The organism is Pseudomonas simiae, assembly GCF_900111895.1.
Classification (GTDB): domain Bacteria; phylum Pseudomonadota; class Gammaproteobacteria; order Pseudomonadales; family Pseudomonadaceae; genus Aquipseudomonas; species Aquipseudomonas simiae.
On the sequence record NZ_FOKB01000004.1, the window covers coordinates 605,379 to 617,924 of the forward strand.

The window sequence follows — 12,546 nt, forward strand, 5'->3', positions numbered from 1 at the left end:
CATTTAAACGGTAATCCGCTCAGGATAGGGGGTATAGCGCCTCATCGAACTGCGCCAGCTTCGGAAACACCAAGGGCTGTTCATCCGTCAGCCCTTGCAACCGCTGCTCATACGCCACCAGGAAATCCTGCCGCGCTTCAGCGCTGATGTACGGCACATGCCACGCCACAAACGGGGCCAGCACGTCATAGCCCACATACGCCAACGTCCCGCGCAGAATCGGCCGCAGCATATCCTCCAGCGGCCCATGAATCGCGCCCTCACCGAACATATGCTCGCGCCCGCCCAGGGTCACCGTGATCATCGCCCGTTTACCCGCCAGCCCGCCCTGATCATAAAAGCGCTTGCCGCCGTAACACACCCCCGACACCAGCACCCGGTCGATCCAGCCCTTGAGCATCGCCGGCGCCGAGAACCAGAAGATCGGAAAGTTGAGGATCAACAGGTCAGCCCACAGCAGCTTGTCCAACTCGCCCTGGATATCTGCGGCGATTGACTGCTTCTTCACCCCCAGGCGCTGCTCCAGGGCATATACCAGGTAATCCGGATTTTCCCGCGACGAAAAGTCCGCCGCCGACGCCACCGGGTTCCACCGCATGGCGTACAAATCGCTGACCTTTACCGCATGCCCCAGGCCCTCCAGCGTGGCGACCGCCCGATCGCGCAAGGCCGCGGTGAATGACTGCGGTTCAGGATGGGCGTGAACAATCAAAACCTTCATGGGATGTCCTCAAACAGTGTGCGCCGCCCGTTGGGCCAGCAGATGATCGAGCCAGTCGGCCCCCCCCTGATCTTGTCTCTCCAAAGGTCAACAGGCACAGGCATGTCTCAACTCGATCAAGGTCACGCCATTGCGTTTGAAAGCGTTGCGCAGGTCCGTCTGTAATTCATCCAGGTTGCGGGGCTGGTTCACGGTGCACCCGAACGCCTGGGCGAACAGCGCGAAATCCGGATTGCGAGGCAGCACGCCGATGGGCTCGATATCGAGGCTCAGCATGTCGTCACGAATCTGGCCAAGGGCGTCGTTGTTCCACAACAGCACCACCAACGGGCTGTCCAGTTCTTCCACGGCGGTGGCCAATTCCTGGGCGGTATAGAGGAAACCACCGTCGCCTACCAACACCAGGCCCGGCCGTTGTGGCGCGCCAAACTTGGCGCCGATGCCGGCAGGCAGGCCGTAGCCCAGGGTGCCGTAGCCGGTAGGATGCAACCAGCTGCGCGGCGCACGGCTGCGGTAGGCGTAATTGCCGGTGTAGGCCAACTGGGTCATGTCACTGCTGATGAATGCATTGGCCGGCAATTCGGCTTCAATGCGGTCGAAAATGGCTTGGTGGATGGACTGCAACGGGCCGTGCCCCGATTCGACCGCGTGCAACAACGCCGCCACCGTCGAGATGGCGGCTTCAGCGTTGCGCGCGGTGGTCGGCAGGCGTTCCAGCAAGGCCAGCACGGTCTGCTGCGCATCGCCTTTAAGCGCCACGGCACAGGGGTAGAAATCATTGAACTTGCGCGCGTCGATATCCACCCGCAGTAGCTCGCCGCCGAGAGGCAAACGCTCACACCAATAGTCGGTATCGGCCATTTCCGTGCCCACCGCCAGCACCACATCCGCCTCACTGATCAGTTGCCACCCGGGTTCGACGCAGAGGGTGGAACCGGCATTCAGCGGGTCATTGACAGGCAGTAAACCCTTACCGGCCACGCTGGTGAAGAACGGCGCCGCCAACTGCGTGCTCAAGCGCTGCAATGCCTCGCCAGCCGCCAACGCACCGCCTCCGGCGATGATCATTGGGCGTTTGGCTGCCGCGAGTTTGGCCGCGCCCTGATCCAGGGCTTTGGCCGGCGGCAAACCGCGATCTGGCCGGCGTACGACCTCGTTGCTCCAATCGCGCTGGATTGGCGCGGCCAACACGTCCAGCGGCACCGAGATATGCACCGGGCGGGGTCGCTCGCTGTCGAAGATGGCGTAGGCACGGGCGACCAGTTCAGGCAAGTCCTCAGCGCTCAGAGCGACCGCCGAAAACGCGGTGATCGGCGCCGTGATCGCGCGCTGGTCCTGGGTCTCATGCAGGATGCCCCAGCCCTTGCCGAGGCTGACGGTGCTGTTGACGCTGGAAATCACCAGCATCGGAATCGAATCGGCATAGGCCTGGCCAATAGCGGTGGCGGCATTGGTCACGCCGGGGCCGGTGATCACAAAACACACCCCCGGCTTGCCGCTGACCCGCGCGTAGCCATCAGCCATAAAGCCGGCACCTTGCTCATGGCGCGTCAGCACATGGCGAATGCCGCTACCGGGCAGGCCGCGATACAGCTCCAGGGTGTGCACACCGGGAATGCCGAATACCGTGTCGACGCCATAGTTGGCCAGCAGTCGCACCAGGGCCTGGCCACCGGTCATCGCTTTATCGTACATGTTCATCTCCTAGACGGATCAACGCATCGACCGCCGTGGCGCCCTGGGCATTGACCAACAATGGGTTCACATCCAGCTCCAGCAACTGCCCGGCATTGGCGCAGGCGTAGTCGGCCACGGCACGAATGGCCGTCACCAGGGCGTCCAGATCCGCCACTTCACGCCCGCGAAAACCTTGCAGCAATGCTGCGCTGCGCAGGCTGAGCAAGGCGTTGCGGATGGCACTGTCGGTGGTCGGCAACAACAGGCTGCGGCTGTCCTTGAGCAACTCCACCAGGATGCCGCCGGCGCCGATGACCAGGGCCAGGCCAAAGTCGTTTTCGCGTTTGATGCCCACGATCAACTCCGCCAACGGCGGTGTAGCCATCGACTCCAGCAGCAATTGATCGAAGACGACATGCGGTGCATAAGCCGAGATGTGCGCGCGCATCTGCTCAAGTGCAGCGGTCAGGGCCCTGCCGTTTTGCAGGTTCAGCACCACGGCACCGGCCTCGGTTTTATGCGGCAACTGCGCGCTGACCGCCTTGAGCACCAGGGGATAGCCCAGCATTTCTGCATCGCTGACCGCCCTGCCCGGCGTACTCAATACGCCGGCCGGTGTCGTAAGGCCGAATGCACGCAAGGCTTGCTTGGAGGCCCATTCGTCCAAGGCCTCGCCTCTGTCATCCAGGGCTTTTGGGCACAACGGTTCGAGGATCGATTCTCCTCGCTCCAGCAACACGCGGCGGTTGCGCGGGTAGTCGGCAATCCGCCCCCAAGCGGCCAATGCATCCTCTACGCCTTGCAGCGCAGCAATTCCCTGAGCATGCAGGCGCTCGCGGGCATGGGGCGGCAACAGTTCGGGAAGTGCCGAAGTGACGAACCCGGTCTTGCCATGGCGACCGAGCGCGGCGCAGAACAGCTCCAGCAACAGGTCGCACTCCTTGCGCTCACCCGTGAATTCGGCCGGGTAATCCAGCACTAGCATGGCGGCGTCGGCGGCGGTTCGCAGCACGGTGTCGAGCATCGCGTCGAGGGCATCACGGTCGCCCCAGATGGCGGTGGTGAAATCCAGCGGATTGACCAGGTTGGCGTAACTGGGCAGCACCTGGGCCAGTTCAGCACGTTGGTCGTCGTCCAGTGTCGGCAAGGCCAGGTGATTGCGTTCGGCGTAGTCGGCAATCAGCCCCGCATCGCCACCAGAACAGGCCAGTGCAATCAAGCGATTCCCCTCCGGAAGATTGCCGCACGCTGCGGCCTTCAGGGTTTCGACAAAACTCACGGGGCCGCTGACGCGGATCACGCCCAGGCGCGCAAACAAGCTGTCGTACAGCGCGTCGGAGCCCGACAGCGAACTGGTGTGACTCAAGGCCAGTTCCGCACCGATCTGCGACACGCCGGTTTTCAGCGCAATGATCGGAATGCCTTTCTCCAACGCCTTGTGCGCTGCTCGGGCAAACCCCGGCACATTCTTCAAGCCTTCCAAATGCAGGCCGATGGCGGTGACGCGCGGCTCATCGAGCAACACGTCCATCAGCTCGGCAACGCCCAGTTGCGCCTGATTACCGACCGAGGCCATGTAGGCCACTGGCAGCGAACGGTCGCTCATCGACAGGTTGTAGGCGAAGTTGCCGCTCTGGGTGAGCACCGCCACGCCCTTCTCTACCGACTTGCCGCCATGGGCCACCGGCCACAGCGCCGAGCAGTGCAGGTAGTCAAGCAGGCCGTAGCAGTTGGGGCCAAGCAAGGCCATATCGCCCGCAGCCTTCAGAAGTTGCTGCTGCAGAGCTGCACCGCCGGCCCCCGTCTCGGCAAAACCGGAGGCGTAGCATATGGCACCACCCGTGCCGATAGCGGCTAGCTCAGCCACGCAGGTCAGCGTCAACTCGCGATTGGTGGCGATAAACACCGCATCCGGCCCGCACGGTAAATCGGTCACGCGGCGCACGCAGGGGATGCCATCAAGGCTGTCATGCTGCGGGTTGACCAACCACATCGGCCCGGTAAATCCGCCGTCGGCACAGCGCTTGAGCGCACGCGCCATGCTGCGTCCACCAACGAAAGCCAGGTGCCGGGGCGCCAGCAGGCGTTTGAGATTGTCGCGAATAGCCTGGGACATACGCTCTCCTCGCCGATCAGCGCAACAGCGGCCGCAACAGTTCACGGGCGATGATATGGCGCTGGATTTCCGAAGTGCCTTCCCAGATCCGCTCGATCCGTGCGTTACGCCAGATACGTTCAACCGGCCCTTCATCCATCAAGCCCATACCGCCAAAAATCTGCACCGCCTCATCGGCGACCTTGCCCAGGGTTTCACTGGCGAACAGCTTGGCCATGCCGGCCTCGCCATCGGTCATGCTGCCCTGATCCATCTTCCAGGCAGTGTGCAGGGTCAGCAGTTCAGCGGCCCGGATCTGTGTGGCCATGTCGGCCAGCTTGAAGCTCACGCCTTGGTAGGTGCCGATCGGCTGGCCGAACTGCTTGCGGTCCGCCGCCCATTGCAACGACACATCCAGGGCGCGCTGGGCCTGGCCGACGCAGTTGGCGGCCACCATCACACGGCCGGCCGTGAGCCAGGCATTGGCCACCTCCCAGCCTTTGCCCACTTCGCCCAGCACCTTGGAAGCCGGGACGCGGCAATCATCGAAGAACATTTCATAGGTGTGATAACCCCGGTTGCTTACGCACTTGGGGCCACGGCGGATGGTCATGCCGGGGGTGCCACGATCGACCAGGAACGAGGTCACGGCGTTGCGCTGCCGGCCATTGTGTTCGTAGGTATCGGTGACCGCGAACACGATGGCAAAATCGGCGTGCCCGGCATGGCTGATAAAGTGCTTGCTGCCATTGATTACGAAGTCATCGCCACTGCGCACGGCGCGGGTCTTAATGGCGTTGGCATCGGAACCGGCGCCGGGTTCGGTCAAGGCAAAACAGTCGACTTTCTTGCCTTGCACACAGGGCAACAGGTAGTCGCCAATCTGTGAGCCGGTGCACGCCATCAGGATCTTGGACGGCCGCGCGACAAACACATGCAAGGCCCACGAGACTTTGGACAGCTCCCGTTCGATCAGGGCCTGGGACAGGTAATCCAGGCCGCCGCCCCCCACCTCTTCCGGCATGTTGAAGGCATAGAAACCGGCAGCAATGGCCTTGTCGCGAATCTGCGCAGCCAGCTCGGGCGAGACCGCGTCGGCACGGTCCACCGCCTCTTCATGGGGCAACAATTCCTTGGCAACAAAACTGCGTACCGCGTCCACCAACATGTCTTGTTCTTGGCTGAGTTGGAAATTCATGGCGCTACCTGTTCGGAGGTGTTGTTGTTATTTGCCGCTGAAAATCGGAAGGCGTTTTTCCAGGGAGGCGCGCAAGGCTTCGGTACCGTCGGCGCTGCGTCCGCACAACAGCCCAGCGGCCAGTTCGGCCTGCAGTTGCGCGGTCAGGCTGCGCTCGGCGCCGTCACGGATCAGGGTCTTGGTCTGGGCGAAGGCAAAGGTCGGGCCGTTGGCCAGGCGTGTGGCGAGTGCGTTGGTATGGGCGTGCAGGTGATCATCCGTGACCACTTCACCGACCAGGCCCGCAGCCAGGGCTCGGTCGGCGCTCCATAGCTCGTCAAGGAACAGCAGCCGCTTGGCTTGCTCGCTGCCGATCAGGCGCGGCAAGTGCCAACTGGCACCGGCATCCGGCGAGTAGGCCATGCTGGTGTAACCGGCCTTGAAGCGCGCCGATTGGGCGGCGACGCGCAGGTCGCAGCACAGGGTCAGGTCCATACCCGCGCCGACAGCGGTGCCGTTGATTGCGGCAATCGTGGGTTTGTCGAGGGTGTGCAGGCGCGTCATCAAGGCGTGGGCAGTGTCGGTCCAGCCATAAGTTTCGAGGGCGCCACGGGCTTCGGCGGCGGCCCACTCAGCCAGGTCGGCACCGGCGCAGAAGCTGCGACCGTTGCCGGTCAATACCACCACACGCACAGCGGGGTCGGTGTTGAAGGTATCGAGCAAGGCGTGCAGGTGCTTGAGGGTGGGAATGTCCAAGGCATTGCGCTGCGGGCCACGGTTGAGGGTGATCCAGGCAACGCCAGCTTGCACCTGAGTGAGCACGGGCGAATCAATAGTCATGGCTTCCTCGAATTATTTTAGTTGGCTTGAGGGGTGCGACACGAAACGATACTAAACAAGTGTTCAGTAAGAAGGCAATCGGCAATCAGCAAATATTTTCAGGAGGGGTAAACGGCCGGCCTGAACCGTGCGTCCAGGCGGCTGGAGAAGGCTCAGGGTTTGAGCTGATAACGCTGGCGCCCACCGGCCTGCAGGCCATCGACCCAGGCTTCGCAGATCTGGATGCCCTGCTCCGGCGTGAACGTGCCAGGGTTGAGCCCCGACTCCAGCCACAACCCATCGAGCAGCGCGCTCAGTCCGATGGCGGCCAGATCGGCGTCGAAGTGCTTCCAGCCCTCCTCCCTGGCCATGTCGGTCAGGGCCGAACGCATGATGGTGCGGTACTCGCCATAGGAGTGTTCGTGAGCCAGGTTGATCGCCGGCGCTGTCTTGACCGCGCCCCAGAAAACCAGCCAGGCGTCCAGCAAGTGCGGGTCGAGCAATTCGGCGGAAAATGAGCCGCGGAACAATGCCGACAGGCGCTCCCGAGGGTTAGGCGGCGCCTTGGCCATGGTCGCGCGCAGCAGGCTCATGACCTGATCGGTGATGGTGCGGTAGGCCTCGGCCACCAGTTCGTCCTTGCCCGAATAGTGATGGCTGATCAATCCCACCGACACCCCGGCCTCGGCACTGATCTTGCGAATCGACGCCCCCTGAAAACCATCACGCTTGAGGCACGTGAGCGTGGCCTGGACCAGATTGGCCTTGCGCACTTCCGGGTCCATCCGGGAAAAACGGGATTCCTGGGTCATGCGGCGAATTCCTACGATTGAGACGGCAGCACGACTCTACATCAGTCGCGATAACCCGGCGACACCTGATCCAGCGTCCGCAGCTCAGGTCGCTCATGCGGCAATGCGCGACCAATCGATAGCACGCCGCGAGCTGTTCACGGCGCTGCTATTCGTGATTTGCGGTAAAGAGTCCTTTTCGGATTCGGCGGTTTTTCCGAAGGAACAACGGGCGGATACTCGACGCCATTGTTCACACCCCTTCAGGAGTTACCGATGTCTATCCCAACGCAAAACGTCCCAGCCTTCGGCCTTGGCACATTCCGCCTGCAAGGCCAGGTGGTGATCGATTCCGTGAGCACCGGCCTGGAACTGGGGTACCGCGTGATCGATACCGCGCAGATCTACGAGAACGAAGCCGACGTCGGCCAGGCGATTGCCAACAGTGGCGTCCCGCGTGACGAGCTGTTTATCACCAGCAAGATCTGGATCGCCAACTTCGCCGAAGGCCAGCTGATTCCAAGCCTGCGTGAAAGCCTGAGCAAACTTAAGACCGACTATCTGGACTTGACACTGATCCACTGGCCCTCACCGGAAAACCAGGTACCTGTCGCCGAATTCATGGGCCAATTGCTGGAAGCCAAGCACCTGGGCCTGACCCGCCAGATCGGCATTTCCAACTTCACCGTCGACTTGATGAAACAGGCGATTGCAGCCGTCGGGGCCGAAAACATCGCCACCAACCAGGTCGAACTGCACCCCTACCTGCAAAACCGCAAGGTCGTGGATTTCGCCACCGCCAACGGCATTCAGGTCACGTCCTACATGACCCTGGCCTACGGCGAGGTGCTCAAGGACCCGGTGATCCAGCAAATCGCCGAGCGCCATCAGGCGACCCCGGCGCAAGTGACACTGGCCTGGGCCATGCAATTGGGCTACGCCGTGATCCCATCATCGACCAAGCGCGCCAACCTGGAAAGCAACCTCAAGGCCCTGCAACTGACCTTGAGCGCTGCCGATATGGCACAGATTGCCGAACTGGAACGCGGCCATCGCCTGACCAGCCCCAAGGGTATCGCGCCAAAGTGGGATTAAACACCGGCCACGGGCGCACGGGATAACTCCCGCAGCCACGGCAGCACGCGCAGGCCGGTGGTGGCAGCGGGTGGGTCGATGATGTCCATGAAGTGTTCGAGGTTGACGTTATCAGGCATGCCGGGCAGCCGCATCAGCACCGCCGGGGTTGCGTCAGCGGTGCGGGCGCTCAGGTCCAGATAATCGTAGACCAGCACATGGTGTGCCTGAGGTTGAGGCCCGCAAGCGTGGGCCGTCAGCCCCGAATTGATGATCAGCACATCAAACGGCCGGGCCGGGATGGCGGTGAGCAACAGGACCTCTTCAAGGGTTTCCACCGGTACGATTCGGAAGTACCCCAACCGGTTGAGCATTTTTTCGATATGCAGGCGTTGCAGGTGTTGTTCATCGGCAATCAGTATGGTCAATGCTTTGTTTGGCATGGCGGAACCCTGGGCATGCAGCGCTCGTCAGTGAGCGAGGCCCATTTTCCAGACATATCCCGAGGACAAAATCAGGCTTATTCCCGTCCAACGTAGGAGTTCTCCCAAATCCACCGAATGGCTAGCCACCTGGGTCAAGACTGCTTGATGCACGTGCTCAAGCTGTGATGCAAGCGATCCATGGCATGGCCAATCGCGTCAACCGTAGCCGCCAACGCATCACGGTCCCTCCTTTCACACACGTCCTCCAGCGTTTCACAACAAGCGACCAGCGCCTGCGACTTGACCATACGAGCCCCACCTTTGACGCGATGGGCCAGGTCATGCAACTTGCCGAAATCCGTGCGTGCTCTCAGCGTCGATAGCACCAAGCGGTCCTCTGCCAGGCTGTCGAGCAATGGCGCCAGCAACTCGTTGAGCCCAGCAGTATCGCCCCCTGTCAGGGCGACCAGCGTACTCAAGTCACATACCGGCACGACCTCTTTCTCCTCCGGCGCCGCGGTGCGCGATGCCAATGCCGTGCGCAGATCATCGAGGCCGGTCGGTTTGAAGAGACAGCCGTCCATGCCCGCCTGCCGGCAGCGCTCGGTCTCCTCGGGCTGGGCGTTGGCGGTGAACCCCAGCAACAGGCATGGCACCAGCCCCCGCTGGCGCTCTTGGGCACGGATATCACGTGCCAATGTATAGCCATCCATGATCGGCATGTTGCTATCAGTGATCACGCCATCAAACTGCCCGTCCTGCCAGAGCGCAAAACCCTCGGCGCCGTCTTCGGCCGTGACGATGCGATGCCCCAGGAAGCTCAGTTGCCGAGCTAACAACAGACGGTTGGCCGGGTAGTCGTCAACCACCAGGAGGTTCAACGCGTGAGTCGCAGGCGCGGGAGGCGCAGGTGCGTAAACCGGTGTGTCCGTGGCCGTGGCCAGCGTCAACGTCAGGTCCACCCTCGTCCCCTTGCCCAACACACTGCTCAAATGCAATTGGCCGCCCATCATCTCGCACAGGTTGCGGCTGATCACCAACCCCAGGCCAGAACCGCTGCGCGCCGACTGGTCGTTGTTGCTGCCTTGGATAAAGGGGCTGAACAAGCGCTGCTGATCTTCGGCACTGATGCCAATCCCCGTATCCTCCACACACAACCTGAGGCTCAAGTGGTCACCGGCCAATGTCGGTGTGCTCTGAGCCGCCAGGCGCACCTGCCCGGTGGCGGTAAACTTGATAGCGTTGCCCAGCAGGTTGGACACCACTTGCTTGAAACGCAAAGGGTCGATCAGCACCGCCCGGTCGATCATCGGGTCGAGCTCGACTTGCAGCAGCAACCCCTTGTCCCGCGCCAGCCCTTCGAACACCCGCGCTACGGACGCCAGCAACTCATGGAGATTGGCCTGTTCCAGGCTCAGGGACAGGTGACCGGTTTCAATGCGCGCAATGTCCAGGATATCGCCGATCAACTCCAGCATGCTCCGGGATGCCATCGACGCCACCTCCAACGCATCCTGATCGACACGGCCCTGCTCGGCGTTTTTCTGGGCCAATTCGATCATGCCAATCACCGCATTCATGGGGGTGCGGATCTCATGGCTCATGATCGCCAGGAACGTCGTTTTGGCACGGTTGGCGGCGTCCGCTTCCTCCTTGGCTTCCTGCAGTTGGCCAAGCAGGCGCTGACGTTCGCTGACATCCACCCAACCGGCAATCATGCCCACGACGGCGCCGTTGCTGTCACGGTACGGCAGCATCCACTGGTAAATGGTCAGCACACCGCCACCCGGCACCTTGAGCACGCGATCCTGGATCTGCGGCTCGCCGCGCTCCATCAGGCTCAAGTAATCGGCATGGAACGACTGAGCCTGCGGCGGGTTGCCGGTATCGGTTTGCACCACGGTCTTGCCGATCACGTCCTCCAACTTGAAGCCAAACACATCCAGGTAAGCGTTGTTGCAGGCCATCAACCGGCCCTGGCGATCGCGCACGTAGATCGGATGGGGAGTGCCGTCGATCAGCACGCTCATGAACCGCATCTGGTCGCTCAAGGCCTGTTCCGCCTGGGCGCGCTTGTGGATCAAGTTGCGCAGGTAGAGCACCCAGCCCAGGGTCACCAGCAGCAGCAACGCAGCCAGGCCAAACCCCTGGATGATCACATTGCGATGGCTGCTCCAGTAGCTGTCATCAATGATGATCTCACTGCGCCAACGGTTGCTCAGTTCGTCCATTTCCTCAGGTGTGATACTCAACAACGCCTTCTCGAGGATCGAATACAGCTCCAGTTGGCTGCGGTTGACGCCAAAGGCAATGCGCGCCGGTTCCGTGCCGATCGTGCTGGTGATACGCAGACGGTCTCGATAATTGCGCGCAATCATGTAGCGTGCGCTGATCAACGACACGATAGTTGCATCGACACTCCCCTTCGCGACCAGGTCCATGGCGGCCTCAGGGTTCCCGACGTCGACAAACTGGATACCTGGATAGTCGCGTGCTATCTGTGCACCGAGGCTGTTGCCACCAATGAACGCCAGGCGTTTACCGGGCATGTCTTCCAGGGTGAGCAGCCGTTCATCACTGGCACGCGCCACCAACACGTAAGGATTGGACAGATAAGGTCGGGTAAAGCGGACCTTTTCGGCACGCTCGACGCTGGGGGTGATGACCGCGAGCATGTCCGCTTGCCCGCTGCTGACCTCATCAATTTGCCGAGTTAACGAATTGCCGTGGACCATCTCGAACTTCAAGCCCGTGCGCAAGCTGATCCGCGACAATACCTCGTCGCTCAGCCCCACGAACTGCCCCCGCTCATCTAAAAATGACAGCGGCATGAACTTGTCGAGCACCGCGACCTTTACCCGCGGGTGCTTCTCCAGCCAGCGCTGCTCACTGTCGCTCAAGCGCAGTCGGTCTGCCTCCAGAACCCCACTGTCTGCGGCGCTCCAACGGCGCAGGATGCTCATTTGCTGACTGGCGGGGATCACGGCCAGCGCTGCGTTGATGATATTCAGCAGGCGGATGTTATCCGCAGTGAAAGCAAACCCGAACGGATTGACCTCCAGCCCGGAAAAATCGGCCATACGGATATTATTGAGGTGGTTCTTTTTGATCAGATAACGGGCACTGATAATGTCGCCGAGGTACACATCCGCCTGACCAAACGCCACGGAGCCGATGGCTTGGTGGGTCGAGCCATACAACAGCAGTTGCGCCTTGGGGTAATAGGCCTGGACAGCGTCGGGTTGCATGTAGTGGTAGAGCATCGCCACGCGTTTGCCGGCCAGGTCGGCGCTCAGTAAATGACTGTCACCCGCGCGGGTTATCAGCACGGGTTGATCATTGGCGTAGGAACGGGACAGCACCAGGCCCTTGTCGGCGGCTTCGTAACCATTGGCCGATCCTACTAAATCCACTTGGCCCAGCTTGAGTGCCTCGATCACCTCATCGCGGGTGTCATAGCGTCGAACTTCGATAGGCACGCTTAAGATGAGGCTGATCAGCCACGCGTAGTCAGCGGTGATACCTTCAAAATCCTTGTTATTGCTCAAGTCAAAAGGTGCGTAGTCCGGCGCCGACACCCCCATCACCAATGTGCGTCGCTGGCGTAACCAGCGCCAGTCGCTCTCATCGAGCTCCAGCCCTGGGTTTTCAAGGGTCGCGTGGCCAAGGAGCTGTAGGGTGTGCGGCTCATCCAGGGCCATCGCTGCAGGGGAAAACAACCCGATCAGCAGGATGGCCGTGAATCTCAACAGCCGGGTGGTCGTCAT

Annotated in this window: 9 protein-coding genes; 1 reads left to right on the forward strand and 8 read right to left on the reverse strand. The window is 61.6% G+C overall.

Annotated elements, in window-relative coordinates; all coding sequences use genetic code 11:
- Positions 1 to 19: 19 nt before the first annotated feature.
- The 6 genes from BMZ57_RS16170 to BMZ57_RS16195 form a co-directional block, all read right to left on the reverse strand.
- Positions 20 to 721 carry an NAD(P)H-dependent oxidoreductase gene (locus BMZ57_RS16170; protein ID WP_069672701.1) on the reverse strand — a complete coding sequence of 234 codons (702 nt, stop codon included), beginning with the start codon at positions 719 to 721 and terminating at the stop codon, positions 20 to 22.
- Positions 722 to 808: 87 nt separating this feature from the next.
- Positions 809 to 2,416: a 5-guanidino-2-oxopentanoate decarboxylase gene (locus tag BMZ57_RS16175; RefSeq protein WP_069672702.1), complete on the reverse strand. Its 1,608-nt coding sequence runs from the start codon at positions 2,414 to 2,416 to the stop codon at positions 809 to 811.
- Positions 2,406 to 4,514 carry an acetate--CoA ligase family protein gene (locus BMZ57_RS16180; protein WP_010211283.1) on the reverse strand — a complete coding sequence of 703 codons (2,109 nt, stop codon included), beginning with the start codon at positions 4,512 to 4,514 and terminating at the stop codon, positions 2,406 to 2,408. The genes BMZ57_RS16175 and BMZ57_RS16180 overlap by 11 nt, the downstream gene beginning before the upstream one ends.
- 16 nt (positions 4,515 to 4,530) lie before the next feature.
- Positions 4,531 to 5,691, reverse strand: coding sequence for an acyl-CoA dehydrogenase family protein (locus tag BMZ57_RS16185; RefSeq protein WP_010211284.1), 1,161 nt, complete (start codon positions 5,689 to 5,691; stop codon positions 4,531 to 4,533).
- A gap of 27 nt (positions 5,692 to 5,718) precedes the next feature.
- A complete protein-coding gene (locus BMZ57_RS16190; RefSeq protein WP_069672703.1) occupies positions 5,719 to 6,510 on the reverse strand; it encodes an enoyl-CoA hydratase/isomerase family protein in 792 nt (263 codons plus the stop codon).
- 152 nt (positions 6,511 to 6,662) lie between these two features.
- Entirely contained in the window at positions 6,663 to 7,301 is a 639-nt protein-coding gene (locus tag BMZ57_RS16195; RefSeq protein WP_010211286.1) for a TetR family transcriptional regulator C-terminal domain-containing protein, read from the reverse strand.
- Positions 7,302 to 7,556: 255 nt separating this feature from the next.
- Between BMZ57_RS16195 and dkgB the strand changes: the two genes are divergently transcribed.
- The gene (gene dkgB, locus BMZ57_RS16200; RefSeq protein WP_021493368.1) at positions 7,557 to 8,375 is read left to right on the forward strand and encodes a 2,5-didehydrogluconate reductase DkgB; all 819 of its coding nucleotides are present in this window, start codon (positions 7,557 to 7,559) and stop codon (positions 8,373 to 8,375) included.
- Here dkgB and BMZ57_RS16205 read toward each other — a convergent pair.
- Together BMZ57_RS16205 and BMZ57_RS16210 are read right to left on the reverse strand one after the other, a co-directional pair.
- A complete protein-coding gene (locus BMZ57_RS16205; protein ID WP_010211288.1) occupies positions 8,372 to 8,797 on the reverse strand; it encodes a hypothetical protein in 426 nt (141 codons plus the stop codon). The genes dkgB and BMZ57_RS16205 overlap by 4 nt on opposite strands.
- A gap of 134 nt (positions 8,798 to 8,931) precedes the next feature.
- A complete protein-coding gene (locus BMZ57_RS16210; RefSeq protein WP_069672704.1) occupies positions 8,932 to 12,546 on the reverse strand; it encodes a transporter substrate-binding domain-containing protein in 3,615 nt (1,204 codons plus the stop codon).

Bases quoted from the DNA above. Each gene is read 5' to 3' on its own strand.
- BMZ57_RS16170 (WP_069672701.1), bottom strand. From the start codon at position 721: ATGAAGGTTTTGATTGTTCACGCCCATCCTGAACCGCAGTCATTCACC.
- BMZ57_RS16175 (WP_069672702.1), bottom strand. From the start codon at position 2,416: ATGTACGATAAAGCGATGACCGGTGGCCAGGCCCTGGTGCGACTGCTG.
- BMZ57_RS16180 (WP_010211283.1), bottom strand. From the start codon at position 4,514: ATGTCCCAGGCTATTCGCGACAATCTCAAACGCCTGCTGGCGCCCCGG.
- BMZ57_RS16185 (WP_010211284.1), bottom strand. From the start codon at position 5,691: ATGAATTTCCAACTCAGCCAAGAACAAGACATGTTGGTGGACGCGGTA.
- BMZ57_RS16190 (WP_069672703.1), bottom strand. From the start codon at position 6,510: ATGACTATTGATTCGCCCGTGCTCACTCAGGTGCAAGCTGGCGTTGCC.
- BMZ57_RS16195 (WP_010211286.1), bottom strand. From the start codon at position 7,301: ATGACCCAGGAATCCCGTTTTTCCCGGATGGACCCGGAAGTGCGCAAG.
- dkgB (WP_021493368.1), top strand. From the start codon at position 7,557: ATGTCTATCCCAACGCAAAACGTCCCAGCCTTCGGCCTTGGCACATTC.
- BMZ57_RS16205 (WP_010211288.1), bottom strand. From the start codon at position 8,797: ATGCCAAACAAAGCATTGACCATACTGATTGCCGATGAACAACACCTG.
- BMZ57_RS16210 (WP_069672704.1), bottom strand. From the start codon at position 12,546: ATGACGACCACCCGGCTGTTGAGATTCACGGCCATCCTGCTGATCGGG.